Genomic DNA, 24,721 nt, shown 5'->3' with positions numbered 1-24,721 from the left:
TTATGATCCGTCGAAGCCCAGCAGTTTCGCCGGCGTTCGCCACAGCAGGCGATGCCGGTCGCCCGGATCCGGAAACAGCTTTGTCAGCACCGCGAGCAGCGGCCCGTAGTCGAGCCGTTCGGGCGCGCGCAGGAACGGATAGTCGGATCCCCAGACGCAGCGATCGAGTGTGAAGGCCTCGACCAGCGAGGCGATAAACGGCCAGGTGTCCTCATACGGGTGCGGCTGCTGCGAAAACTTGTAATAGCCGGAGAGTTTGATGTGCGCGTCGCGCTCGCGGCCGATCGCGAGCAGCGCCTGGAAGGCCTTGCCGCTCACGCCTTGCGCGACCGATGGCCGGCCGCAATGATCGAACACCAGCTTGACGCTCGATTTGTCGATCAGCGGCAACAAGTCGAGCAGCTGATCGTTCTCGACCTGGATCTGGAGGAACAGGCCGAGGCTTGCGACCTTCTCCAGCAGCGGCGCGGTGTTGCGATAATAGTCGGCGCCATGGAACGGTACGTTGAAGGCGATTCCGATCACGCCGGCCGCCTTCAATCGCTCGAGCTCGCCGATGTCGACGTCGTTCTCGACGACGGCGACGCCCCTGAAGCGGCCGCCGCCCTGCTTCAGCGTGTCGAGCAGGATGCGGCTGTCGCTGCCATAGCCGGTGTTGGTGGCGACGACGAGCGCTTGGTGGACATCAAAGGCGTCGAACACGCTGATGAGCTGCGCCGCCGGCGCGATTTCCTGCGCGCTCGGCCGGTACGGCGTATCGGCGCCGTAGGGAAAACGCGCGGGATCGAGCGCGTGAATGTGGCAGTCGATCTTGGGGCCCGCCGGCAAGGTCATGGCGCAAAGTTCCCCGCGCGGTTCAGAACGTGGCCTCGATGGCCTTGATCAGCTCGGGTGTCACATCGGGCATGACACCGAACCAGGCCTTGAAGGCAAGCCGCGCCTGGTTGAGCAGCAGGCCGAGCCCATTCACGGTGACGCAGCCGCGGGCGCGGGCATCAGCCAGGAATGGCGTCTCGAGCGGCGTGTAGATCAGATCAGCAGCGAGCGTCGTGGGCTTCAGGCGCGACAGGTCGATCTCCAGCGCGCTTTTGCCGACCATGCCGCGATCGGTGCAATTGACGAGCAGCGCAACATCACCAAGTGCCGTGGCGCGATCGTCCCACGGAACGGTGCTGACGGCGGAGCCGAATTCGGTCGCGATCGCCTGCGCCTTCTCCGCCGTGCGATTGGTGATGCGAATCTCGCGCGCGCCGTTTTCCAGCAGCGCCACGACCACCGCGCGCGAGGCGCCGCCCGCCCCCAGCAGCAGGATCGGTCCGGCATCGCTGCGCCAGTCCGCCTTGGCGTCGCGCAGGCTCTGGATAAAACCGTTGCCGTCATTGTTGAAGCCGGACAGCGTGCCGTCGGCTTCGACGACGATGGTGTTGACGGCGCCGATGCGTTTGGCGGTCTCGTTGACGCGGTCGAGCATCGCCATCGCCGTCTGCTTGTGCGGCATGGTGACGTTGCAACCGCGGAACCCGAGCGCGATCAGCCCGTCCAGCGCATCCTCGAGCCGCTCCGGCCTCACCGCGAGCGGGACGTAGGAGCCGCGGATGCCGTGTGCCTTCAGCCAGTAATTGTGAATGACCGGCGAGCGCGAATGCGCGACCGGCATGCCCATCACCCCCGCCAGCCCAAAACCATCCTGCGACATGCCGCGATTCCCGTCCCGAACAGCGCCCTTCGGCGCGCGACCATGTTATTTGGTCATTTGTCCAAGACAATTAGAGGGAATGGCCAGCGGGTGCAATGTGAATCTGGGAAACAGCGGAGCCCGATACACGACGGATGGCCGCCCCGCTCCTGCCTAGAAGCCTATGCCGGGACGGCGGACACAGCAGGCACCATGTCGCGCGAGCGGAGGGTTTCGGACAGCGGCCGTGGCTTTCCCACCGCAAATCCCTGCGCGTAGTCCACGCCGACCTGACGCACGGCCTCCAGCAACGCCTCGCTGCCGACGAACTCGGCGATCGTCCGGATGCCCATGGTCTTGCCGAGACGGTTGACCATTTCAACGATGACACGATCCGTGTCGCTCTCGAGCATGTCCTTCACGAAGCCCCCGTCGATCTTGAGGTAGTCGACCGGGAGAGATTTCAGATATGAGAACGAGGACATTCCGCTGCCAAAGTCATCCAGCGCAAAACGACAACCGAGGGATTTCAGCGCCAGGATAAAGCGTCGCGCACTATCGAGGTTGGCGATGGCGTTCGTCTCGGTGATCTCGAAGCAAACGATGTTGCCCGGAATACGGCACGCGCGAATCTGGTCGCGCACGAAATCAACGAAGCTTTCGTCGCCAAGCGTCTGGCCGGAGAGATTGATGCTGCAATTTGCGATACGGGCTCCGCCACCGGCGAGGTGGTTGCCGAGCAGCTTGAGCGAATTGCGGACGACCCAGCGATCCACCAGTGGCATCAGGCCGTAGTGCTCCGCGGAAGGTATGAATTCCGAGGGAGGCACGACCCGGTTTTCGGTATCGCACAGCCGCAACAGGACCTCGAAGTGCGCCCCGGCGGCGGCGCGAGCCGTCCCCAGCGGCACGATATCCTGCGCGTAAAGACAGAAGCGCTGCGTATCGAGCGCCTCCTGGATGCGATGCACCCACCTCATCTCGTCGATCCGCCGTTGCAGGCCAGCGTCCTCGCTGCTGTAGGCCTGGACCCGGTTGCGCCCCTTGTCCTTGGCGCCATAGCAGGCGACATCGGCGCGTCGCAATCCATCCTCGATCGAGGCGTCGGCGTGATCGATCCATGCAACACCGATGCTTCCGGTGACGCCAAACGAAACCTCGCCCCAGCGAAAGCCGCCCTCCTCGATCGCCGACCTCAACCGCTCGGCCATATCGAGGGCCTGTTGGGCCTGGCAGTGATGAAGAAGAAGACCGAACTCGTCGCCGCCGAGCCTTGCAATCACGTCGCGCGAGGACACATGTCGCATCAGCAATCCGGCCAGACTGCAGAGCAGCTGGTCGCCCGCGAGATGCCCACACGTATCGTTGACGATCTTGAATTGATCGAGGTCGAGGAGGATCACGGCGTGAGGTATGTCACCCGCCTTGAATTGGTCGAGCGCCGACCTCAGGCGCCGCTCGAACTCCCGGCGATTAGCCAGGCCGGTCAGCGAGTCGTGCGACGCCTGCCAGGCAAGACGCTTCTTTTCCTCGATCAGCGCTGTTTCGAACGTCGCCCGTTGCAGGACAAGCCGGCGCGTATGCCAGACAATGAGCCCGGTCAGCACCGTGACGGTGAGAAGATTGACGTAGATCAACGTCGTCTTGATGGCCCGGGCTCCCTCGCCGAGAACCCGTGAGAATGCGTTTGCCCGCGCCGACAGGGCATCGTTCAATCCATAAAGCCGGGATGACAGCGATTGCAGCCGCAATGTGTCGCCCGGATACGTTCCGACGGCCTCCGACTTGATCGCATCTCCGAAGATCGCCAGCTCAAGCAGCATGGAATCCGTCGCAGCCCATTCGGCGATGGCCGCCTTCAGATAGCTCACGCCGCTGAAGCGGCGGAACAACCAGATCATCTGAGGAATATCGTCGACGTGATTTCCTCCCTGCAGGAAACCCGCATTTGCAACCTCGAGATCGGGCTGATCCTGCTCCATCGCCAGCCGCGCGGTCCGGTCTCCGAGCGGCACTGCGAGGGCGGCCCTGTACTGGTCAAGAAGCGATTGTTGGCCCGTATACAAGTAAAGATGCAGGAAATAGACGGCGTTCTTCTGCGCACGCGACCAGGTCGCTTCGCCCGCAACGTAAGCCCGCACGGCGGACAGCACGTCGAGACTCACGCCGGCGACGAACGCCTGCAGCACGACCACGGCCACGAAGGGCGACACGAGCCTCAACAGACGATAGTAGATACGCCATCGCATCGAACTCATAAGTGGCTCCGCACGGCGCCATGCACGAGGACGGTCAATCCGTGGCACGACGATTTGCGAGGGTTGCGCATCACGCCAGTGCGGCCGCAGCGCGCTGCATGTTGGTCGACATATCGCTCGTCACGGCGCTCTGTTCGTCCACCGCTGCCGCCGTGCTGGTCACGTATTCATTGACGTGACGGATCGCGCCGCGAATTGCGTCGAGCGCCCCGACGACGTCGCGAGACACGCTCTTCAGCGCATCGATCTCGCCCGTGATGCGGTCGGTCGCGTGCTTGGCCTGGTTGGCGAGGCTCTTCACCTCGGAGGCGACGACGGCAAAGCCGCGCCCGGCCTCGCCGGCCCTCGCCGACTCGATCGTCGCATTCAGCGCAAGCAGGTTGATCTGACCGGTAATGCTGTTGATCAGTTCGATGATGCCTCCCATCTGATCGGCTGCCGTCGTGAGCCGATCGGCCTGCGCGTCGGCTGTCCCGACGTGCCCGACCGCCGCCAGGACGACCTCGCGCGACTTGACCATCGTCTCGGATATCTCCCGGATGGATGCGCTCATCTCCTCGCTTCCGGCCGCCACCGATTCAATGAGCTCCCTGGCTTCCTCTGCCTTCATGCGCGCCACGGCTTTCGCGGTGACGTCGGTCGCGTACTTCACCACCTTGAAGGGCTTTCCATTCAGATCGAGGATGGGGTTGTAGGAAGCTTCGATCCAGATCTCGCGGCCACCTTTCGCAAGGCGCTTGAACTCGCCCGCCTGGTAGGTGCCCCGGCGAAGATTGTCCCAGAACTCGGTGTAGGCCCGCGCTGCGTGCTCTGCCGATTCTACGAAGATCCGGTGATGCTTGCCGACCACGTCCGCGAGCGAATAGCCCATCGCCTTCAGGAAAGCGTCGTTCGCCCATCTGATCGTGCCGTCCATCTCGAATTCGATCACGGCTTGCGACTTCATGATCGCGTCGATCTGGCCCCGGCTGTCCGCCGCCAGCAGCTTCTTCTCGGTCACGTCGGAGGCGAATTTGACGACCTTGAAGGGACGTCCGGCCTCGTCAAGGATGGGATTGTAGGAGGCCAGGATCCAGACCTCGCGGCCGTTCTTTCCGAGCCGCTTGTATTCGCCGGAGACGAATTCGCCGCGCCTGAGCTTGGCCCAGGCGTCCGCATAGCCGGCACTCTCCCGCACCGCAGGCTCGACGAACATGCTGTGATGCCTGCCCGTGACCTCGGGCAGTGTGTAACCCATCGTGTCCAGAAAGGTGCCGTTAGCGGTGATGATGGTGCCATCCAGCTCGAACTCGATGACGGCCTGGACGCGATCAATGGCCGCCAGCTTGCCTGCGTCCTCCAGCGCCTTCATTTTCCTTGCGGTAATGTCGGTCGCGAACTTGATGACCCGGGTGACCTGGCCGCGACCGTCCAGAACAGGATTGTAAGAGGCCTGGATCCAGACCGGCCGACCATCCTTGCGTATCCGCTTGAATTCGCCGGTCTGATACTCGCCGCGATTCAGCCGGGCCCAGAAGTCCTTGTAGTCGGCCCGCTCGGCATCCGACTGCTGCATGAAGATCCGGTGATGTTTTCCCTCGATCTCGGAGAGCGCGCCATAGCCGAGGGCATCGAGGAAGTTCTGGTTGGCCTTGACGATGGTGCCGTCGAGCCGGAATTCGATCACAGCCTGCGAGCGGGCGATCGCCTCCGTTTCAGCGAGGGAGTTTTCGAGCCTAGACTTGCGCAGTCCGAACATGTTTCCACCCTCGAATAAGCCAGGGCTTGTCGCCCCCGCATGCCGTTGTGGAAATCAATTAGAACTGATTCAAATCTTCAAAGCGTAAAGCCATTTCGCTAAACACGAAGTCTCCCATCGTTCCAAAACGGCAGAAATTGTGCCGCTTTCGGCCCGAAGCAGGAGGTTGCCGCAAAATTTGCGCGATGGAGGACACGGGCCACGGCAGACTCTCGCGAAATTCGCTGTCATCACTTGTCGTGTCGAGGGGGCCATGCGTGGCACGCGGCCTTAACGCAGCGTTGCCGTGGGCTTCATGTCGCTCGGAAAGATGAAGACGGCCCCTCGTCGTTCCAGCGCGTCACGGAGCCTCCGCGCACTCTCGGCGCCGTCGCGCGAGACCCCGTCGAGCTCTTCGAGCCTGCGAATGACCGCGATCGAGATATCCGCGAGCTCGCTGAGCTTCTGGACCGATATCTTGAGAAGGCCGCGCGCGGCCCGAAGCTGGGCACCGGTGACCGGCCGCCCCGGATCGAGCAGGGTCCGGCCGGTTCTCTCACCGTCGATGTCGAAGCTCAATCCGAGCCATTCCAGGAAGCGGCCGCTCGCGCTGCGAATCGGAGCGGCGCGGAGCCTTCGCCAGCCGCTCGAACCATCGGCGAGGCGGACGCGCGCCTCCACCTCGACCTCCTCGCGACCGCCGAGGGCTTTCTGATGAGCTTGCATGATGGTGGCGCGATCGTCCGGATGGATCCAATCCATCCAGTTGGTGCCGAGTGGCTTCGCGTCACCCGCAAAGGGCTGCAGGTGCACGACGTCCGTGACCCTGCCGTCCGCCGCCGCGGTCGTCACCGTGGCCCTCGCGAGCCGCGCCACGGCGTGAAGATGCTGTGTCCGGATATACAGAAGATTTTGTTGGGCGCGCTGCAGGGTCACGTCGGCCATCAGCACAATGAGGCCGTCAGGGCTGCCACGCTCGCTGAACAGAAACTCACCGTAAGCACGGACCCATCGGATCCTCCGATCCCTCAGGATGACCCGAAAACTATCCTCGAATGAAATTCGATTCTTGAGGGCCGCATTGACCGGCGCGCGGTTGCCGCGATCGGTCGGGTGCATTCGCTCCAGCAGGGCGGCACGGGACGGTGACACGGTACGGTCCTGATCGAACAGATCGTACATGCCCTCGGTCCAGGTCATCTGCCCGGATTGCAGGTCCACCCGACAGACGCCGATCTTCAACTGTCGCTCCAGGAAGCGGAAGTAATTCGACGGGATCACGCCTGGCTGCGCGGAGGCCATCTCATCATTGATCATAGACGTCTTGCTCTTGCCTTGCGGTCAGGCATAAGTCGGCGGCTGGCTGCCCGAGCCGATCCGGCTCAGGCAACTCCCGCTTTACTGACGCGGCGCTCGCTCTTTCTTGTGATCTCGCGCCAATATCTTGCTAATTCCGGCCAGATATGTCTGCGTATGGGGCCGGCCCTACTTCGAGGTCAATGCCGCCACGGGCCGCCATGCCGGATCGGGAGCGTTTGCAGCGAGCTGTCGGCATCGGTCGCGCATCAGCTCGGCCGGACGATCGTAGCCGCGCTGCTTCACCACAGAATCGAAATCGACGAGCGCCGCGGCAAACCGGCGGGCGCGATAGCTGGCAAGGCCGCGCTCGTAGTCCGCGATCCAGTTGATCGTCGCTCGGTCGATCTGTTCCTCATTCGCGATGCCGATGAGTTCAAAGACGGAGAGCCCTTCCTCCCGTCCGTAAACCGCGATGCTGTCGACCTCACGCGTGACGATGGCGCCAGCCGCCAGACGGTCGGTCGTCTCGCCGATCAGGATCTGGGTCCCATAGGACTTGTTGGCGCCTTCGAGCCGGCTGGCAACATTCACCGCATCGCCGATCACGGTGTAGTTCAGCCGCAGCTCCGAACCGATATTGCCGACCAGCATGCGGCCCGAATTGATGCCGATCCGGATCTGAAGCGGCTGACCGAGATCGTCGACCAGGCCGGATTCCTCGATGGCCCTGCGGCAGGCGAGCGCCGCGCGGCAGCATCGCACGGCATGATCGGCCTGCGGCTGCGGTGCACCCCAGAACGCCATCACGGCATCGCCGATGAATTTGTCGATCGTTCCTCCATTGGCAACGATGATCTCCGACGTAACATCGAGATAACGCGACAGCAGCGGCACGACACGATCGCCGAGACGCTCGGACAGCCCGGTGAAGCCGGCGATGTCGATGAACATCACGCTGAGTTCCTGAATACTGCCGCCGGGCCGCGCTTCGACACCCTGGCGCAGCAAGGAACGGACGAGATCGGCCGGAATGAATTTACGGAATGCGGACAGGCCCGCCGCCATTTCCGCGATCGCGCCGGACAGGCTCGCAATCTCCTTGAGCCGTGACGGATGACGGCGAACCTGCTCCAACGCAAAGGCTTCAACGTGGCGAAGCTCGCCGGCGACGCGCGACAACGGCGCGGCGATGACGGAGCGGGCCAGCATTGCCGAGGCCAGTGCGGCAAGCACGGCGCCAATGCCAAGGCCGAGGATCAGGTGCCGCAACGTTGCCTCAACCGGCCCGAGAAACTCTGCTTCGGGGATCACCGTTGCGAGCGACCAGCCGGGAAACGGCAACGGCGTGAGCGCGACCTCATAAGCCGCACCTCCTGAAATCAACCGGCTTCGCCAGGCTTCCTTGCGTCCGTCCTCCCCTGCTTTGGCCAACGCCATCCGCGCGAGCGGCAGCAGCGTGGTATCACTCTTCGCAGCGTGCAGCTCATCGGCATCCTTGTCGGGAGCCGCGACAAGCTGCCCGCTGTCATCGATGATGAAAGCAGTTCCCGTGCGCCCGACCTCGAGCTGCGACAGGAAACGCGCAAGCCGCGTATATTCGATGATGACGGCAAGAACGCCTTGCCTCTCCTGATAGACGTCGATCGGTCCTGCAAAGGCGATCGACGGCCGCCGGTCGGTCGGATGGTCCATGACCTCGAACCATTGCGGGTTATCCGCGCTGAGCCCGGCCTTGAACCAGGCCTGATCGGCAACGCGAAAATCGGTCGGCTCGAAGCGGCGATTGGCGAATTCGATATCGCCGGGCACCACGTCGTATTCATCGACGCGACGCTCACCCGGGTGATCGGTCAGCGATATCTCCATCATCTCCAGGCGGCGATCGCCGAGCTTGTGCGCGGCGAAGAACGATCCGTCGGGCCAGCCGAAGGCGACCCACGAGATCGTCGCCTGGGACTGAAGCTGCGACAGGAACACGAATTCGCGCTTGTCGGCCTCACGGGTGTCGAGCACGTTCTGGAGGAACAGGGTGCGAATGGCGGTGTGCGCGGCCCGCGCCTCGTCGACGATGGCGGAGACCTCCTTGCGGACCGCTGCCACGATCTGCTCGTTGATGGTCGAGGCGAGCTGCCGGCTGGTCGCCTCCGCCGTGCGCCACCACAACAGGCTCGATAGCGCCGCGGTAAGCAGGATCGCGGTCAGCACCAGGGCCGAGACGGCAAGACGGATGCTGACGGCCAGCCTGGCAATCTCGCGAAACTGCCGTCCGGGATCGACATTCATCGCTGGTTCCGCCTCTGGACCAAATACCGCTCCTGACATCGCTGTACGCAGGCTTCGGCCGTTCGTTACGTCTCGCAAGTCCCACCCGTGCCCGCCAATGCCCTCCTGCTAACGTCTCGATAGCGTCAAGGCATTGGATTTGACCGGCGGCTCGCCTGTTAATCGCGGCCGGACCACACGGTCTGTACGCACCCACCTCAACAGTCTCACGGACTCGTGAGCGGCGCGGCGGTAACGCGGGTCGTCAACGAGGCGAACGAGACAATGCGCTTTTCGCTTGCCAAGCGATGCCATCTCAAACGGAGAAACCCAATGTCTGCCAAGCATGTCGTCACTTCGATCGTTCTCGCCGGCGCGATGTCGACCGCGCTCGCGACACTCGCCGCCGCCGCTCCGCTGACCAAGGCGGAGGCCGATGCAGCCATCGCCGCCAAGAAGGAGAAGTGCTTCGGCGTTGCGCTGAAGGGCCAGAACGATTGTGCGGCCGGACCGGGCACCACCTGCCAGGGCACCTCGACCACCGATTTCCAGGGCAACGCCTGGAAATTCGTTCAGGGCGGCACCTGCACGAGCATCGACCTGCCGGGCGGCAAGAAGGGCTCGCTCAAGCCGGTTTGACGCGTCGCGTCGCAACCACGACAACAGGGAACAGCGGAGAGACACCATGATGGCGGCCATTGTGCCCAACGCACCTTCGGTGCCACTCCGCTATTCCACCCCCGTCGGCGGTGTTGCCGGGACGAGCTTCAAGCCGGAGCATCTCCCTGCGATCCTGGATGCAGGCCCGCAACGGGACTTCTTCGAAGTCCATGCCGAAAACTACATGGGCGCGGGCGGGCCACCGCATCGCGCGCTGGAGACGATCCGCCGCGATCATCCGTTATCTCTGCACGGCGTGTGCATGTCGATCGGCGGACCTCAGCCGCTCGACAAGGCGCACCTGGCGCGCTTCCGCGGCCTCGTCGCGCGCTACCAGCCGGCGCTGGTGTCCGAGCATCTCGCCTGGTCGACGCATGAGACCAGCTTCTTCAACGATCTGCTGCCGCTGCCATACACGGATGCGACGCTGCGCTGTGTCTGCGACCATATCGATCAGGTGCAGGAGGCGATCCGCCGTCCGCTGCTGCTTGAAAATCCGTCGACCTATGTCGCCTTCCAAGACTCTTCGATGAGCGAGACCAACTTCATCCGTAGCGTTGCCGAGCGCACGGGCTGCGGCCTGCTGCTCGACGTCAACAACGTATTCGTATCGGCGACCAATCATGGCTTCTCCGCGCTCGAATACCTTGCAGACTTTCCGCTCGCGCATGTCGGCGAAATCCATCTCGCCGGTCATGCCGAACAGGCTGACGACGAGGGCGATCTGCTGCTGATCGACAGCCATGACGGCCCGGTCACCGATGCCGTATGGAAGCTCTACGAGATCGTGATCCAACGTCGCGGGCCGGTGCCCACGCTGATCGAATGGGACAGCAAGATTCCCGACTGGCCGATGCTGCGAGCGGAGGCTGCCGCCGCGCAGACCATTCTCGACCATTGCGCCGAGACGGCGCTGATGGAGAACCGTCATGCCGCCTGAGCAGCATGTATCCTTTGCCGCAGACTTCGCACCGGCCCTGCTCGACCCAACACAGGCCGCGCCCAAGACTGTGACCGGCCCGAACGGAAAGGCGGCGGACAAACGCTTCGCCGTCTACCGCAACAACGTCACGGTGAGCCTGATCGAGGCGCTCGCCGCGATCTACCCGGCGACGCAGCGCATCACCGGACCGGATTTCTTCCGCGCCATGGCTCGCTTGCATGTTCGCAGCAGCCCGCCGACCTCACCATTGCTGTTCGACTATGGGCGGGATTTTCCGGATTTCATCGCCAGCTACGAATACGCGCAGACGATACCCTGGCTCGCCGACGTCGCGCGCATCGAACGGGCCTGGCTCGACGCCTACCATGCGCGCGACGCGGCGCCGCTGTCGTCCGCACGGCTCGCTGCGATCGCCCCTGAACGATTGGCTGAGACCGTCTTCGTCCCGCACCATGCGATGCGGATCGTGCGCTCGGCATTTTCGGCGGTGACGATCTTCGCCGCCAACCGCGACGGCGCATCGACTCAACGCATCGATGCGTCCACGCCGGAGGACGCGCTGATTACGCGGCCCGACTTCGACGTCGCGGTCCGACTCCTTCCGCCCGGTGGCGCCGTCTTTGCCGCTTGCCTGGCATCCGGCCAGCGGCTCGGCGAGGCCGCCGGCGTTGCGCTGGATGCGCACGCGGACTTCGACCTTGCCACCAACATCGCCGGCCTGATCGCGGCCGGGGCATTCACCTCAATCGCTCTCGGAGAGGCATGATGATCACCGACCAACGCATGACCGCGAGCGGCAGCCTGCCGTCACTCGGGCAGCTCGTCGACAAGGCCAATCAGCTCGTGCAGACAATCGCCACGCCGTCGCTGGTTCAGCTCGTGCTGCGCTTCGCACTAGCCGTGCCGTTCTGGCGCTCGGGCATCCTGAAATGGGGCGGCTTCCTCAGGCTCAACGACACCGCGGTGACGCTGTTCAGCGACGAGTTCATGCTGCATTTGCCGGGCGGCCCCTATCACTTTCCCGCGCCGACGGTGATGGCTTTCCTGTCCGGCTGCGGAGAAATCATGTTTCCGATCCTGCTGGTGCTCGGCCTCGGTACGCGGTTCGCGGGCGCCGGATTGCTGTTCATGACCCTGGTCGTCGAGCTGACCGTGCCTGACGGCTGGCCGGTCCACATCACCTGGGCCGCGATGGCGCTCGGCATCATGGCCTACGGGCCGGGACGCATCTCGCTGGACTATCTGATCGGGCGCACGCTCTCGCCGGAGCGATAGGCTCACATCCCGCTCAGCCCGCTATCCACCGCCAGCGTTTGCGCGGTGACATACACGCTCTCGTCCGACAGGAAGAACAGCACCGCGTAGGCGATCTCCCAGGCGGTCGCTTGCCGGCCGAAGGGAACGTGGCCCTTGCCGCGGTTGGGGCGGCCGGCGCCGGCTTCGCGGCCGTTGGGGGTGTCGACGAGTCCGGGATAAACGAGGTTGGCGCGGATGCCGCGGCGCGCGCCGAGATGGGCGATGTTGCGCATCAGGCCGCCGAGCGCGGCTTTCGACGAGTCATACACCGCCATCTGTGATCCCGCTTTCAGCGCCGCGATGGAGGAGATGAAGACGATGGCGCCGCCCTCCTCGAAGCTCGGCATCGCCGCGCGGCAGCACAGCATCGGACCGCGGACGTTGACGTCGTAGATCCTGTTCCATTCCTCGGGGCTGACATTGTCGAGGCCGGTCTTGCCGAAGGTGCCGATGTTCAGCACCATGCCGTCGAGGCCGCCCATGGCGCGATGCGCTTCCTCGATCATGCGCTGGACGTCCGCCTCTGACGTGACGTCCGCCGCAATGGCAAAGCCCTCGCCGCCTTCATCAGTGATGTGCTTGACCGTCTGCTGCGCGGAAGTGTGGTTGAGATCGGCGACTGCGACTTTCGCCCCTTCACGGGCGCACAAGATGCTCATGGCGCGGCCGTTTCCGATGGGATCGGTGGCGGCATCGAACACGCGCTGGCCACCACCAACGATCAGGATGCGACGGCCCTTCAGGCGTCCCCTGCCCGGCGCTTCGCCCAACGACTCGGCGCTCGGCGGACGGACGTAACGCTCCGGCTTGCTATCGGTCTCTGCCATCTCAGCCGCCTACTTCTTGCCGCCGTCATAGACCTTCATGCCGGCCGCGGGATCGAGATCGGTTTCGGTGGCTTCGGTGACGCGCGCCATCATCATGTAAAAGCCAAGCGCGACGATGGATTCGACGATTTCCTGGTCGCTGAAATGTTTTCGCGCGGCAGCGAAGATCGCCTCGGGAACACGGACGTTCTCGACCACCTCGCGGCCGAACTTCAGCAGTGCGCGCTCGGCTTCGCTCAGTGCGGCCGAGTCATAGTCGCAACGCTCCACCGCATCGACCTGGCCCTGCGTGCAGCCGACCCCGAGCGCGATCGGCACGTGCTGGCGCCATTCATAGGCGCCGCCCTCGAGCTGCGCGGCCTGGAGGATCAAGAGCTCGCGATTGACCGCCGAGAGCTTCTGCTTGTGCAGGATCGAATTGCCGAGCCGCATCGCCGGGATCATGTTGGCCTCGGCATGGGCCATCATGCGGAAGATGTTGAGCTTGACCGGCATGCGGTCGAACGAAGCGCGGATGTCGCCGCTCGTCGTGTCCGGATCAATCAGGGGCAGCCTTGCCACGCGTTTCTCCCTTGGTTTTTCGTTTCTTGTTGTCGTCGGTCCCGCCATCCGCCGCGATCAGCGACAGGAAGAAGGCGAGATAGCGCTCGATCGCCTCGATCACCTTCGGCCGCGGCGACGGCGCCGCGCCCATCACGTAATGTTCGAGGCGGATATAGATGAGGCCGGCGGCGAACAGCCGGGCGGTCTCGCGCGGATCCGACGTCTTGACCAGGCCGGCGAGCGCAAAGCCGCGAAAATAATCCGTCATCATGCTCTGCTCGCGCGCATAGAAATGATCGGCGAACTTGGCGCGGATGCCGGGCACGCGATTGCGCTCGGCCGTGATGACCTTCTGGAACTGGTGCTCGCGCGGGTCGGACCATTGCTCGACGAGGTCCAGTGCAAACTGCCGGCAGAACGCGGCGGGCTGGCGCGCGAGCTGCTTGTAGCGCGGCTCCTCCAGCCGGCTCGCGGAGCTTGCCGGGCCGTGCTCACTGACGATCGCTTCCAGGATCGCGGCCTTGCCGGCGAAATGATTGTACAGGCTGCTCTCGCGGATGCCGACGCGGCGTGCCAGCTCGCGCATCGAGGCGCCGCCATAGCCGCTCTGCGCGAACAGGTTGAGCGCCTCGGTGAGAATGCGCTCGCGGGTCGTGGGCGCAGCCGCTTCCGCCGCGCTGGAGGTGGTGAGAGCCATGCGGCTTGACTAACGAACGATCGTTCGCTAGTCAAGCGTACGAACGATCGTTCGTTTTGCCAGTCTGGCGGCGACGGTCGCGGCCCGCAAGCCTCGCGTGGCCACTGTTCTCGCGTTTCAACTCCGCTCCCTCGAGAAGCGGAGAGCAAATTTGGGGAGACGACCTCATGGCGCGCTTTGCCCGCCTTCGCCTTGCCGCGGCCTGCGTTCTGCTGCTCGCAGCCAGCACCGCCTCTGCCCAAACCGCGACATACGATCCCGGCGCCGACGACAAGACGATCAAGATCGGCACCACGGCGCCGCTGAGCGGCCCGGTCTCCGCCTTCGCGCAAATCGCGAAGTCGGCGGAAGCCTATTTCCGCAAGGTCAACGACGATGGTGGCGTCAATGGACGGCGCATCCAGATGATCATCGCCGATGATGCCTACAGCCCGCCGAAGACGGTGGAGCAGACGCGGAAGCTGGTCGAGAGCGACGAAGTGCTGCTGATCTTCGGCGGCGTCGGCACGCCGACCAACAGCGCCGTGCACAAATATCTCAACGACCGCAAGGTGCCGCAGCTCTTCCTGGGCTCGGGTGCGGCGAAGTGGGACGATCCCAGGAACTTCCCGTGGACCGTCGGCTGGCAGCCGACTTATCGCGACGAGGCGATCGCCTACGCCAAATACATCAAGGCGAGCCATGCCAATGCGAAGATCGGCGTGCTCTACCAGAACGACGATCTCGGCAAGGATTATCTGAAGGCGCTCGAGGAAGGGCTCGGCGGCGGCGAGGCGATTGTCGCGCGCGCGGCCTATGAGACTTCGGCACCGACGGTCGATACCCAGATCCTGCAATTGAAGACTGCCGGCGCTGATGTCGTGCTGGTTGCGGCCACGCCGAAATTCGCGGCGCAGGCAATCCGAAGGATCGGCGAGATCGGCTGGAAGCCGACAACCATCATCTCCAACGTCTCGGCCTCGATCAGCGGCGTGCTGGAGCCGGCCGGAAAGGACAATTCCACCGGCGTCATCTCCAGCCAGTACCTGAAGGACGCGACCGATCCGGCCAACAAGGACGATGCCGGCTACAAGGAATGGGTCGCCTTCATGGACAAGTATCTGCCTGACGCCAACAAGAACGACTGGCTCAACGTCTATGGCTACACCATCGCGCAGACGTTGGTGACGGTGCTGAAGGCCGCCGGCAACGACCTCACCCGCGCCAATGTGATGAAGCAGGCGACAAGCCTGAAGGACGTGCATCTGCCGATGCTGATCAACGGCACTGCCGTGAACAACGCGCCCGACCACTACACGCCGATGACGAGCCTCCAGCTCATCCGCTTCGACGGCACGCGATGGGTGCCGTTCGGCGACCTCCTGAAGAACTAAAGCATGCGGCAGGTGACGATCGGCAGCATGCGGGTGGACCTCGTCAGCGAGATCCCTTCGCTTGCCTTCGACAAAAAGTGGCTGTTCGCCAATGTCACCGACGAGGTGATTGCGGCGAACCGCGACTGGCTCGATCATCGCTATATCGAGCCCGAGACCGGCCGCTTCATCCTCAGCCATCACTCCTACCTGGTCCGCACGCCGCGCTGGACCGCGATCGTCGACACCTGCTGCGGCAATCACAAGAAGCGGCCGCGCGTACCGGTGTGGAACGATCTCAACCAGCCATATCTGGAAAACCTGCAGGCGCTGGGCGTTGCGCCCGAACAGGTCGACTTCGTGATGTGCACGCACCTGCATGTCGATCACGTCGGCTGGAATACGCGCCTCATCGACGGAAGCTGGGTGCCGACCTTCCCCAATGCGCGCTATCTGATGGGGCGCGAGGAGTACCGGCATTTTGAGACCGTACACAAGGCGGGACCAAAGAGCCCGGTGAACCACGGCTCGTTCGAGGACTCCGTGCTGCCGGTGGTTGCGGCCGGCCTCGCCGAATTCGTCGAGACCGATCATCACCTGTTTGGCGATCGCGACGCTGCCTTGCGCTTCGCGCCGGCGCCGGGCCACACCGCCGGCAACATGCAGATCCATCTCAACGGCGGCCACGATCACGCGGTCATGTCGGGCGACGTGATCCATCATCCGATCCAGTGCGCGGCACCGTGGCTCTCGAATGCCGCCGATGTCGATCCGGCTGCCGCCGTCGCGACCCGGATGGCGCTGCTGGAAGAGCTCGCGGATACGCCGAGCTATCTGCTCACCGGCCATTTTCCGTCGCCGACTGCGGGACGCGTGACACGACACGGAGACGCTTACAGATTTCGTTTTTGGGAATAGGGGAATGCCGTCATGATGCTGCGCACCGTCACGCTCTCGTTTCTCGCATTGCTGTCGGCCACGGCGCCGACACGGGCCGAGGATCCTGCCGCCTATCCGACGCACAAGATCCGCATGCTGCTGCCTTACGCGGCCGGCGGCGGCGGCGATGTGATCGGCCGGCGGCTCGCCGACAAGATGGGCAAGACGCTCGGACAGAGCATCTATATCGAGAACCACACCGGTGCGGCCGGGACGCTCGGCACGCAGATGGTCGCAACCTCGCCCAATGACGGCTACACCGTCACCGTCGGCGGCATGACCACGCATGTGCTGGCGCCCGCGATCTATCCAAAGCTGCCCTACGATTCGATCAAGGATTTCACGACCATCGGCCGTATCGGCGTCTCCGCGATCATGCTGGTGGCGACCAGGGATTTTGCCGCCAATAACATCAAAGAGCTGGTTGCGCTCGCCAAGAAGGGCGAGCCGATCCAGTACGGAAGCTGGGGCATCGGCTCGACCGGGCAGTTCTGCGCGGAAATTTTGATGCAGCAGACCGGCATCAAGATGGAGCACGTGCCGTTCAACGGCATCGCCAAGCTCGCCGGCGACCTGCTGGGCGGCCACATCTCGCTCGCGACGCTCGACATGGCGACCGCGACGCCGCTGGTGAAGGACGGCTCGATCAAGGCACTGGCCGCCTGCGGCGAGCGCTCACCGAGCCTGCCTGACGTTGCGACCTACGGAGAACAGGGCGTGCCGTTCGACCGCAGCCTGTCCTGGGCGATGTATGCGCCGGCGGGCCTTGCACCGCCGATCACGCAAAAGCTGTCGGCGGCGCTGAAGGACGCGCTCGGCGATGCCGAGGTGAAGGAAAAGCTGCTGGGCCTTGGCATCACCCCGCAATTCGTCCCCGGCGACGAGCAGCGCGACATCAATGCGCGCGATATCGCGGCCTGGAAGCAGGTTGCCAAGGACGCGGGCATCGAGGTCAAGTGAGCAAGGTAATTGAGGGAGCGCGGGCATGAGCCGCATCTTCGGCGCAGTGCGCCAGAACGGATATGTGGTGCGGGACATCCAGGCCGCGATGACACACTGGATCGAGGTGATGGGCGTCGGTCCCTGGTACTACATGGACCGCGTCAAGACCGACTGGTTCCGCCATCGCGGCCGGGACTCATCCGTCGAGATGAGCATCGCGCTGGCGAACTCCGGCGATCTCCAGATCGAGCTGATCCAGCAACGCAACGACGCGCCCTCACTCTACAAGGAGTTCCTGGATGCGGGCCATGAAGGCCTGCAGCACATGTCCTACTGGAGCCACGACTACCAGGCGCTCTACGACAAGGCGTTGGGGCTTGGCTACAGGATCGGCCATGAAGGCCAGATCGGCGGCGACAGAGGACGCTTCGCCTATTTCGATACGCAAGCCCACCCGGGCACGATCATCGAGATCTCCGACATCAGCGGCACCAAGGGACCTTTCTTCGAGAAGGTCCGGCAGGCCGCGATGAACTGGGACGGCACGCGGCCGATCCGCGAGGTTGGCGGCGCGAAGTCGTAGAACCTCTTCGCCTCGGAACCTCGCCCGCGTTCCCGGGCGGTCGAACCGTGCTATCCTGCCCGTGATAGCCAACCTTCAGCGAGGCAAGCATGTCCAGCACTGACAAGGTTTTCGCCGGCTCGGTTCCAAAACTCTACGACGAATATCTGGTGCCGCTGATCTTCTCGATCTATGCCGACGACCTTGCCAAGCGCGTCGCTGCGCTGTCGCCCTCGGACCTGCTCGAGATCGCCGCCGGCACCGGCGCCGTGACGCGGGCCGTGGCGGCGCTGCTGCCCGCCGGTGTCCGCTATGTCGCGACCGACCTCAACGAGCCCATGCTCGCGGTCGCGAAGCAGCGTCAGGGCGATGACCCGCGCATGACCTGGCGTCAGGCCGATGCGCTGACGCTGCCCTTCGACGACGCTGCGTTCGACGTCGTCTGCTGCCAGTTCGGCGCCATGTTCTTCCCGGATCGCAGCAAGGGATATGCGGAAACGAAGCGGGTGTTGAAGCCGAACGGCACGTATTTGTTCAGTGTCTGGGATCGTATCGAAGACAATGTGTTCGCCGACGACGCGACGATCACGCTCGGCAAGATGTTTCCCGACAATCCGCCGCTGTTCATGGCGCGGACGCCGCACGGCTATCACGACAAGGCCGTCATCAAGGCCGATCTCGAACGCGCGGGCTTCAAGGACATATCGATCGAAACGCTGACGGCGATGAGCCGCGCGCCCTCGGCAGAATACGTGGCGATCGCGTATTGCCAGGGCACGCCGCTGCGCGGCGAGATCGAGGCCAGGGATGCGAGCAAGCTCGAGGCCGCGACCGATGCCGTTGCCGAGGCGATCCGGAAGCGTCATGGATCCGGGCCTGTCGAGGCGAAGATTCAGGCCCTGGTGATCACGGCGAGGCCGTAGCGGCAGGAGCCGCTACGCTCACGCCCCGTGCCTACCAAAGGCTCCGCTGCATCGGCTGCGCCGGTTGATAGTACTGGTACTGGCCAGCGCGGCGGCGCGGATTGACGGGCTGCGGATTCGGATCGCGCTGCCCGAAGAAGAAGAAGCCATTGCCGCCAAATGCGCCGCCATTGCCCCAGCCATCGTCGCTCGCCATTTCCACCGGCGGTGCGGTCGGCTTGCGGGTGATGAAGCCGCCTTGCGGATGGTTGCTCAACACCGCGACGAACTCGGTGCGGTAGTTGGTCTCGGCGCTCAGCGGCTCGTCCGAGATGATGATCGACGAGCGCGGCAATGCGGTCGGCCCGATGCGATCCCACACCTCCTGCGGGATCGTGATGCGGTCGAGCGCGTCCTTCGCGCTGTCGCCTTCGTCGATGGTGACGACGCTCCAGCGCAGGCCGCTGTCGTTCTTCGCCATGGCGGTGAAGATGTGCGTGCCGAGCGGCTGGTCGGGATTGCGGATGGTGACGGGAACCTCGATGCTGGTGTCGAACACCTCGCCGCCGCCATCAGGCGCCGGCTTGTGGGTGTTGCGCCGGACATAGAGCTTCTGTGTCGAGCGGCTGATGTAGACCGAGACCGGCTCCATCGCGAGCTTTGCGTCGGTCGCAGCCTTCACGGCTTCGGCCTTCTTGGTCGCGGCCGCCTTGGCGGCGTCCTTTGTCGCGGCAACCGCATCGCGCTTCGGCTGCGCCGCAGCCTTGGCGGCGTCCAGCTGGGTCGCGGCATCCGTCGCCTTTGCCGCGGCCTTCTGCTTCAGCTCATCGGCCTTTGCCTTGGCCTGGTCGGTCTTGGCGTTCGCGACGAGCTTGTCGGCATAGGCATTCTCGGCATCGGCGCGGGCCTTCTGCTGCTCGAGCTTGCGCAGCGACGCCGGAAGCGATTGCGCGTCCTTCGCCGCTGCCGTCGCGGCCTTCTTCGCCTCGTCGGCGGCCTGGATTACTTCCTCCGCCTGCGCGGAGAGCTTGTCGGCACGCGCGGGCGCCGCCGCAATGGCTTCCTTGCTCGGCACGAACAGCGAGGGATGCGAGAAATCGACCGGAGCGGCATCCATCGGCGAGATGATCACCCGCATGCCGATATTGGTCTTGTCGAACAGGCCCTCGGCGAAGTTGAAGGGCATGCGCACGCAGCCGTGCGAGGCGGCATAGCCGGGCAGCGGCCCGCCATGCAGCGCGATGCCGTTCCAGGTGATGCGCTGCATGTTCGGCATCCAGGCATCGTCATACATCGAGGAGTGGTGGTCCTTGTCCTTCTCGACGACGGCGAAGACGCCGGCGGGCGTCTCGCGTCCGGTCGTGCCGGTCGAGACGGGCGCGCGGAGGATCCAGCCCTCGGCATCGTAGAACGTGACCTGCTGGCTCTTGATCGACACGATCGCCATGATCGGTTCGCCGGCCTCGCGCTGCGCCACCGCCTCGGCGATCTGGCGCGGCTGCTTGGCGGCAAGGGCCTCGCTCGGGGCAGCCAGCGCGACCGCCGCCGCGAACATCACGATTCCGGGAGCCCTCCAACGCCGCATCGCTTTCCTGGATTGCGCCGTCGTCATCAGGTCTTTCATGCCATTCCCCGGTTGCGTGTCCGCACTTGCGTCGATCACCGATCAGATTGCGATCTTTGGATTAAGAAATCGCAGCCACCATCCGTTCCGTTTCCGGCGATATTCGGTCCGTTCCGGCGACGAAACTCTCATATACGACGGTCCGTGCGGGCGGAAGGGCGGTTCGGGGCCGGGGCTGGCCCGGAGCTGGCCGGCGCGCTGCGGCAGAATGTCAGCCCTTGGAGGCGCCCCGACGGGATGTGACTGGAATCACAGAGAATTGCGTCAGGCCGCGGGAACATTGGCGGTAAATTCGCCAAACAGCGCACCGGAGGATGAACGGGTGTCCTCGACTCTCTCGCAGATTGCCGCGACCGTGGCCGGGCTGGCGCTGCTCGCGACCGGCTTCATCGTCTTTTCCAGAGGCGCGACCACGAGCCTGGTTAAAAGCCTTGCGGTCTCGCTGTCGCTGGCCGTGCTTGCAGCTGTCCTGATCGCAGTTGCCCGCAATCTCGGATCGTGAGTCGCACCGGCTTCACATCACATTGCAACCGAACCAGATGGTTCTGATTTCCATTACATTTTTGTGACGTAAACCACAGAGGCTCGTGGAGCGCGCTGCTAGCTTCGCGCCCATGATGAAACATCTCAGACTCCCGATCGTCCTCACCGCGCTCGTCGTCGCGACGCAGAGCTTCGCCGCCGACACCACGGGCGCCGGCTCAACCTTCGTCTCGCCCGTGATGGCGAAATGGATCGACGCCTACAAGGCGAAGACCGGCAACACGGTCAGCTATCAGGCGGTTGGATCGAGCATCGGCATCGGCTTGATCAAGAAGGCCACCGTCGATTTCGGCGCCACGGACATGCCGCTCGATCCCAAGGAACTCGAGAAGCTCGGCATGATCCAGTTTCCGATCGTGATCGGCGGCGTCGTTCCGGTCGTCAACATCGACGGCGTGAAGCCCGGCCAGATGCATTTTTCGCGCGAGGTGCTCGCGGGCATCTATCTCGGCAGGATCAAGAGCTGGAACGATCCGGCCATTCGCGCCATCAACCCTGAACTGAGGCTGCCGAACGCGCCGATCACCGTCGTGCATCGCATCGACGGCTCCGGTACGACCTTCAACTGGTCGAACTACCTCTCCAAGGTCAGCCCGCAATGGAAGAGTGCTGTCGGCGAAGGCACTGCGGTCGAATGGCCGGTCGGCGTCGGCGGACGCGGCAATGACGGTGTCGCCTCGCTTGTCGGCCTCGTGCCCGGCTCAATCGGTTACCTCGAATATGCCTATGCGCTGCAACGGCTCGACAAGATCTCGTTCGGCGTGGTGCAGAACAGCACCGGCAATTTCGTCGTTCCCGACGCCGCGTCGTTCCAGGCGGCGGCTTCGAGCGCGGACTGGACGGCGGACAGGGATTTCCATCTCGTCCTCACCGACGCGCCGGGCGCGGATGCCTATCCGATCACGGCGACGACGTTCGTGGTGATGCCGAAGCAGCCGAAGGCGCCGGAGCGATCGGCGGCCGCCATCGACTTCGTGCGCTGGTCGCTGGAGAACGGGAAGACAGAGGCCGAAACGCTCAACTATGTTCCGCTGCCGCAAACCCTGGTCCAGCAGGTCGAAATGTACTGGCAGCAGAGCTTTGGACCGGCGACCATGACGGCGTCGGCCGGCAGCAAGCGGTAACGTTCCCCGATTGGCGCGCCGCTTTTATGGCGCGCCAACGGCTTTGTTTGCGACGAGCGCTTCGATCTCGGCGTCGCTCAGGCCGGCCTCGCGCAGCACCTCGCGCGAATGCTCGCCCAGGCGCGGTGCCATGCGGTGGATGCCCGCCGGGCTCTCCGAAAATTTCGTCGCCGGACGCGCCTGGCGAATCTTCCCCTCGGTCGGGTGATCGATATCCGCAAACAATCCGACGGCCGCGAGATGCTGCTGCTCGCCGATCTCGGTCAATTTGGCAAAGGCGGTGTGCGGCACGTCCAGCTGCAGCAATAGCTCCTCCCACTCCGCCGTGGTGCGGGTCGGCCCGATCTCGCTCATGCGGTCGTAGATCTTGTCGATATTCTGCGAGCGCAGCACGGGATCGCGCACGCCGAGCTCGTCGCTCAATTCCGGCCGGCCGACGGCCTCGAAGAAGGCGCACCAATTGTCCCCGGAATAAGGCAGCATCGTCAGCCAGCCATCTTTGGTCTTCACCGGACGCCGGTTCTTCATGCGCTTGTAGCCGGTCGGGCCGATCGGCGGATCGAAGGCGTGTCCGCCCAGCATCTCGATGCTGTTGAAGCCCGCAATCGTCTCCAGCATCGGCACCTCGACCATCTGGCCCTGGCCCGTGCGCTCGCGCCTGAACAAGGCGGCCGACACCGCACCGACCATCGCCATGGCGCAGATCTTGTCGCCGATCAGGCTCGGAACGAATTCCGGCTCCTCGTCGGATCCGATCGATGATGCGAGGCCCGATGCCGCCTGGATGATCTCGTCGAAGGCAGGCCGCGCGGCCCACGGACCGTCCTGGCCGAAACCGGTCGCGGCCGCATAGATCAGCCGCGGGTTGAGCTTTGCGCAGTCTCCATAACCGAAGCCGAGCCGCGCCATTGCGGCCGGCCGCACATTGGTGACGAGCGCATCGACCGTCGGGATCAGCTTCGCCAGTGCCGCCTTGCCGTCAGGATGCTTGAGATCAAGCGCAAGGCTGCGCTTGTTGCGGTTGACCGCCATGAACTGGCCGCTCATGCCGCGATTCCTAAACACGCCGGTATAGCGCCAGGTGTCGCCCGACGGCGGCTCGATCTTGATGACGTCGGCGCCCCAGTCGCCGAGCATCTGTGCGGCGTAGGGACCGAACAGCACGCTCGTCAGATCGAGAACACGGATTCCGCTGAGGGGGCCGGTTGGTGCCATCGTCTCTTCACTGTCGTTGGAGGAAGCATTCACGGTGGGCGTTACAAGCGGACAAGGCTCGTGCCCTGCCCGCTTGTCACGATCGATCGAGACTATTCGCCGAGAACGTCGCCGAACAGCTCCCAGGATTTTCCGTTGAAGCGCGCCATCTGCAACTGACGGATCGGCGTCACCTGCTCGGCCGAGGTGTTGAGCTTGATGCCCGGCAGCAGCATCGGCAGCTCGACCTCCTTGAAGGACTGCGCCTGCTTCATCAAATTCGCACGCGTGAGATCGTTGCCGGCCCGCTGCAGCACCATCTCCATCATCTGCGCCATGGTGTAGCCGGTGACGTTGAAGATGTCGGCGGGATCGGCGCCGGAATTATAGGTCTTCATCCATTCGCGCCAGGCTTTCATGCCGGAATCGTTCTCCCAACGGGGATCACCGGGATCCTTCAGGAAGGCGCCGGTGACGATGCCGACGGAATTCTCGAGCCCGGCCGGCGCCAGCACGGAGCCGACGGAATTGGAGACGGCCGGAACGATGATCTGCGGCTTCCAGCCGAGCTCGGCGACCTTCTTGATCGCCTGCGCTGCGAATTTCGGCGTGCACTCGTTGAAGAGAACGTCGGCGCCGGCGGCCTTGAACTTGACGATCTGGGAGTCGACGGTCGCGTCCGTCGTCTCGTAGACCGCTTCCGACACGATCTGGTTGACGTGCTCGCCGAGACCCTCCTTGAAGCCGGCAAGATAGTCGCGACCGGGATCCTCGTTCGGGGTGATGACGGCGATCTTGGCGTCGGGCTTGTTCGCCAGAATCCACTTGGCGTAGATCCGTCCCTCGGTCCTGTAAGTCGGCTGCGAACCGGTGGTCCAGGGGAAATGCTGCGGATCGTTCCAGCGGCTGGCGCCGCTCGACGGGAACAGCTGCGGGACCTTCTTGACGTTGAGGTATTTTTGCGCGGCGATGTTCGGGCCGGTGCCGAGCATCGAGAACATCGCCAAAACTTCGTCGCTCTCGACGAGCCGGCGCGTCTGCTCGACGGTCTTCGCCGGCGAATAGGCATCGTCCATGCTGAGAAGATCGACCTTGCGGCCGTTGATGCCGCCCTTTTCGTTGAGCATCTTGAAATAGGCGATCTCGGCGCGGCCGATCGCGGAATAGGCCGACGCCGGTCCCGAATAGGGCATGGTCTGGCCGAGCTTGATGCCCGTGTCGGTCGCGCCGGTGTCGTAGGTTCCGGCCCTGACGGCCGAGGCAGCGCCCAGCACAGTGAGCAGAGCGACGGCTCCGCCGATGAACTTGAATGTGTAGCCGGGCATGCGCGGCATCTCCTTCCCTGGCAGAGTGCATCGACGC

At 64.1% G+C, this 24,721-nt stretch carries 23 protein-coding genes; 11 read left to right on the top strand and 12 right to left on the bottom strand.

Annotated features, from left to right (window positions below):
* The 6 genes from NLM32_RS11470 to NLM32_RS11445 all read right to left on the bottom strand — a co-directional run bounded on the left by NLM32_RS11470 (position 1) and on the right by NLM32_RS11445 (position 9,232).
* Positions 1–834, bottom strand: a complete 834-nt coding sequence (locus tag NLM32_RS11470; RefSeq protein ID WP_254129083.1) for an amidohydrolase — start codon at positions 832–834, stop codon at positions 1–3.
* A 22-nt stretch (positions 835–856) separates the two neighbouring features.
* Positions 857–1,696, bottom strand: a complete 840-nt coding sequence (locus NLM32_RS11465) for a shikimate dehydrogenase (protein WP_254129082.1) — start codon at positions 1,694–1,696, stop codon at positions 857–859.
* Positions 1,697–1,857: 161 nt separating this feature from the next.
* Positions 1,858–3,933, bottom strand: a complete 2,076-nt coding sequence (locus NLM32_RS11460; protein ID WP_254129081.1) for a bifunctional diguanylate cyclase/phosphodiesterase — start codon at positions 3,931–3,933, stop codon at positions 1,858–1,860.
* Between the two features lie 70 nt (positions 3,934–4,003).
* Entirely contained in the window at positions 4,004–5,671 is a 1,668-nt protein-coding gene (locus tag NLM32_RS11455) for a PAS domain-containing methyl-accepting chemotaxis protein (protein ID WP_254129080.1), read from the bottom strand.
* Positions 5,672–5,941: 270 nt separating this feature from the next.
* Positions 5,942–6,967 (bottom strand): PAS domain-containing protein, encoded by a 1,026-nt coding sequence (locus tag NLM32_RS11450; protein WP_254129079.1) that lies wholly within the window; start codon positions 6,965–6,967, stop codon positions 5,942–5,944.
* A gap of 168 nt (positions 6,968–7,135) precedes the next feature.
* Positions 7,136–9,232, bottom strand: coding sequence for an adenylate/guanylate cyclase domain-containing protein (locus NLM32_RS11445; protein WP_254129078.1), 2,097 nt, complete (start codon positions 9,230–9,232; stop codon positions 7,136–7,138).
* A gap of 312 nt (positions 9,233–9,544) precedes the next feature.
* Here NLM32_RS11445 and NLM32_RS11440 point away from each other — a divergent pair, with 312 nt between their 5' ends.
* From NLM32_RS11440 to NLM32_RS11425, 4 genes are read left to right on the top strand one after another with little or no spacing between them, the layout of a single operon-like run.
* The gene (locus NLM32_RS11440; protein WP_254129077.1) at positions 9,545–9,850 is read left to right on the top strand and encodes a DUF2282 domain-containing protein; all 306 of its coding nucleotides are present in this window, start codon (positions 9,545–9,547) and stop codon (positions 9,848–9,850) included.
* Between the two features lie 46 nt (positions 9,851–9,896).
* Positions 9,897–10,811, top strand: coding sequence for a DUF692 domain-containing protein (locus tag NLM32_RS11435; protein ID WP_254129076.1), 915 nt, complete (start codon positions 9,897–9,899; stop codon positions 10,809–10,811).
* The gene (locus tag NLM32_RS11430; protein ID WP_254129075.1) at positions 10,801–11,580 is read left to right on the top strand and encodes a DNA-binding domain-containing protein; all 780 of its coding nucleotides are present in this window, start codon (positions 10,801–10,803) and stop codon (positions 11,578–11,580) included. The genes NLM32_RS11435 and NLM32_RS11430 overlap by 11 nt, the downstream gene beginning before the upstream one ends.
* Positions 11,580–12,089 carry a DoxX family protein gene (locus NLM32_RS11425; protein WP_254135289.1) on the top strand — a complete coding sequence of 170 codons (510 nt, stop codon included), beginning with the start codon at positions 11,580–11,582 and terminating at the stop codon, positions 12,087–12,089. Before NLM32_RS11430 ends, NLM32_RS11425 begins: the two co-directional genes overlap by 1 nt.
* A gap of 2 nt (positions 12,090–12,091) precedes the next feature.
* Here the strand turns inward: NLM32_RS11425 and NLM32_RS11420 are convergent, their stop codons facing one another.
* The 3 genes from NLM32_RS11420 to NLM32_RS11410 are packed head-to-tail and all read right to left on the bottom strand — an operon-like array spanning position 12,092 to position 14,177.
* Positions 12,092–12,937, bottom strand: a complete 846-nt coding sequence (locus tag NLM32_RS11420) for an SDR family NAD(P)-dependent oxidoreductase (RefSeq protein ID WP_254129074.1) — start codon at positions 12,935–12,937, stop codon at positions 12,092–12,094.
* A gap of 9 nt (positions 12,938–12,946) precedes the next feature.
* On the bottom strand, positions 12,947–13,498 hold the full coding sequence (locus NLM32_RS11415; RefSeq protein WP_254129073.1) for a carboxymuconolactone decarboxylase family protein: 552 nt from the start codon (positions 13,496–13,498) through the stop codon (positions 12,947–12,949).
* Positions 13,476–14,177: a TetR/AcrR family transcriptional regulator gene (locus tag NLM32_RS11410; protein WP_254129072.1), complete on the bottom strand. Its 702-nt coding sequence runs from the start codon at positions 14,175–14,177 to the stop codon at positions 13,476–13,478. Before NLM32_RS11410 ends, NLM32_RS11415 begins: the two co-directional genes overlap by 23 nt.
* Positions 14,178–14,344: 167 nt before the next feature.
* Here NLM32_RS11410 and NLM32_RS11405 point away from each other — a divergent pair, with 167 nt between their 5' ends.
* From NLM32_RS11405 to NLM32_RS11385, 5 genes are all read left to right on the top strand, one after another.
* Complete coding sequence (locus tag NLM32_RS11405) at positions 14,345–15,550, top strand: ABC transporter substrate-binding protein (protein WP_254129071.1); 1,206 nt, start codon at positions 14,345–14,347, stop codon at positions 15,548–15,550.
* Positions 15,551–15,553: 3 nt separating this feature from the next.
* A complete protein-coding gene (locus tag NLM32_RS11400; RefSeq protein ID WP_254129070.1) occupies positions 15,554–16,447 on the top strand; it encodes an MBL fold metallo-hydrolase in 894 nt (297 codons plus the stop codon).
* 12 nt (positions 16,448–16,459) lie between these two features.
* A complete protein-coding gene (locus NLM32_RS11395; RefSeq protein ID WP_254129069.1) occupies positions 16,460–17,428 on the top strand; it encodes a tripartite tricarboxylate transporter substrate binding protein in 969 nt (322 codons plus the stop codon).
* A 25-nt stretch (positions 17,429–17,453) separates the two neighbouring features.
* Positions 17,454–17,993 (top strand): VOC family protein, encoded by a 540-nt coding sequence (locus NLM32_RS11390; RefSeq protein WP_254129068.1) that lies wholly within the window; start codon positions 17,454–17,456, stop codon positions 17,991–17,993.
* Positions 17,994–18,082: 89 nt separating this feature from the next.
* Positions 18,083–18,895, top strand: coding sequence for a class I SAM-dependent methyltransferase (locus tag NLM32_RS11385; RefSeq protein ID WP_254129067.1), 813 nt, complete (start codon positions 18,083–18,085; stop codon positions 18,893–18,895).
* 31 nt (positions 18,896–18,926) lie between these two features.
* Here the strand turns inward: NLM32_RS11385 and NLM32_RS11380 are convergent, their stop codons facing one another.
* The gene (locus NLM32_RS11380; RefSeq protein WP_254129066.1) at positions 18,927–20,498 is read right to left on the bottom strand and encodes a L,D-transpeptidase; all 1,572 of its coding nucleotides are present in this window, start codon (positions 20,496–20,498) and stop codon (positions 18,927–18,929) included.
* 322 nt (positions 20,499–20,820) lie between these two features.
* Between NLM32_RS11380 and NLM32_RS11375 the strand changes: the two genes are divergently transcribed.
* Positions 20,821–21,000, top strand: coding sequence for a hypothetical protein (locus tag NLM32_RS11375; RefSeq protein WP_254129065.1), 180 nt, complete (start codon positions 20,821–20,823; stop codon positions 20,998–21,000).
* A gap of 112 nt (positions 21,001–21,112) precedes the next feature.
* On the top strand, positions 21,113–22,165 hold the full coding sequence (pstS, locus tag NLM32_RS11370; protein ID WP_254129064.1) for a phosphate ABC transporter substrate-binding protein PstS: 1,053 nt from the start codon (positions 21,113–21,115) through the stop codon (positions 22,163–22,165).
* 24 nt (positions 22,166–22,189) lie between these two features.
* Here pstS and NLM32_RS11365 read toward each other — a convergent pair whose 3' ends face one another.
* Together NLM32_RS11365 and NLM32_RS11360 are read right to left on the bottom strand one after the other, a co-directional pair.
* A complete protein-coding gene (locus tag NLM32_RS11365) occupies positions 22,190–23,380 on the bottom strand; it encodes a CaiB/BaiF CoA-transferase family protein (protein ID WP_254129063.1) in 1,191 nt (396 codons plus the stop codon).
* Between the two features lie 92 nt (positions 23,381–23,472).
* Complete coding sequence (locus NLM32_RS11360; protein WP_254129062.1) at positions 23,473–24,684, bottom strand: ABC transporter substrate-binding protein; 1,212 nt, start codon at positions 24,682–24,684, stop codon at positions 23,473–23,475.
* Between the last annotated feature and the right edge of the window lie 37 nt (positions 24,685–24,721).

This window comes from Bradyrhizobium sp. CCGUVB14 (assembly GCF_024199935.1).
In the GTDB taxonomy this organism is placed as follows: Bacteria; Pseudomonadota; Alphaproteobacteria; order Rhizobiales; family Xanthobacteraceae; genus Bradyrhizobium.
This window is presented reverse-complemented; position numbering and strand designations above follow the sequence as displayed.

Bases quoted from the DNA above. Each gene is read 5' to 3' on its own strand.
- pstS (WP_254129064.1), top strand. From the start codon at position 21,113: ATGATGAAACATCTCAGACTCCCGATCGTCCTCACCGCGCTCGTCGTC.
- NLM32_RS11460 (WP_254129081.1), bottom strand. From the start codon at position 3,933: ATGAGTTCGATGCGATGGCGTATCTACTATCGTCTGTTGAGGCTCGTG.
- NLM32_RS11455 (WP_254129080.1), bottom strand. From the start codon at position 5,671: ATGTTCGGACTGCGCAAGTCTAGGCTCGAAAACTCCCTCGCTGAAACG.
- NLM32_RS11385 (WP_254129067.1), top strand. From the start codon at position 18,083: ATGTCCAGCACTGACAAGGTTTTCGCCGGCTCGGTTCCAAAACTCTAC.
- NLM32_RS11380 (WP_254129066.1), bottom strand. From the start codon at position 20,498: ATGAAAGACCTGATGACGACGGCGCAATCCAGGAAAGCGATGCGGCGT.
- NLM32_RS11365 (WP_254129063.1), bottom strand. From the start codon at position 23,380: ATGGCACCAACCGGCCCCCTCAGCGGAATCCGTGTTCTCGATCTGACG.
- NLM32_RS11430 (WP_254129075.1), top strand. From the start codon at position 10,801: ATGCCGCCTGAGCAGCATGTATCCTTTGCCGCAGACTTCGCACCGGCC.
- NLM32_RS11405 (WP_254129071.1), top strand. From the start codon at position 14,345: ATGGCGCGCTTTGCCCGCCTTCGCCTTGCCGCGGCCTGCGTTCTGCTG.
- NLM32_RS11410 (WP_254129072.1), bottom strand. From the start codon at position 14,177: ATGGCTCTCACCACCTCCAGCGCGGCGGAAGCGGCTGCGCCCACGACC.
- NLM32_RS11420 (WP_254129074.1), bottom strand. From the start codon at position 12,937: ATGGCAGAGACCGATAGCAAGCCGGAGCGTTACGTCCGTCCGCCGAGC.
- NLM32_RS11445 (WP_254129078.1), bottom strand. From the start codon at position 9,232: ATGAATGTCGATCCCGGACGGCAGTTTCGCGAGATTGCCAGGCTGGCC.
- NLM32_RS11360 (WP_254129062.1), bottom strand. From the start codon at position 24,684: ATGCCCGGCTACACATTCAAGTTCATCGGCGGAGCCGTCGCTCTGCTC.
- NLM32_RS11450 (WP_254129079.1), bottom strand. From the start codon at position 6,967: ATGATCAATGATGAGATGGCCTCCGCGCAGCCAGGCGTGATCCCGTCG.
- NLM32_RS11395 (WP_254129069.1), top strand. From the start codon at position 16,460: ATGATGCTGCGCACCGTCACGCTCTCGTTTCTCGCATTGCTGTCGGCC.
- NLM32_RS11400 (WP_254129070.1), top strand. From the start codon at position 15,554: ATGCGGCAGGTGACGATCGGCAGCATGCGGGTGGACCTCGTCAGCGAG.
- NLM32_RS11425 (WP_254135289.1), top strand. From the start codon at position 11,580: ATGATCACCGACCAACGCATGACCGCGAGCGGCAGCCTGCCGTCACTC.
- NLM32_RS11440 (WP_254129077.1), top strand. From the start codon at position 9,545: ATGTCTGCCAAGCATGTCGTCACTTCGATCGTTCTCGCCGGCGCGATG.
- NLM32_RS11435 (WP_254129076.1), top strand. From the start codon at position 9,897: ATGATGGCGGCCATTGTGCCCAACGCACCTTCGGTGCCACTCCGCTAT.
- NLM32_RS11465 (WP_254129082.1), bottom strand. From the start codon at position 1,696: ATGTCGCAGGATGGTTTTGGGCTGGCGGGGGTGATGGGCATGCCGGTC.
- NLM32_RS11470 (WP_254129083.1), bottom strand. From the start codon at position 834: ATGACCTTGCCGGCGGGCCCCAAGATCGACTGCCACATTCACGCGCTC.
- NLM32_RS11390 (WP_254129068.1), top strand. From the start codon at position 17,454: ATGAGCCGCATCTTCGGCGCAGTGCGCCAGAACGGATATGTGGTGCGG.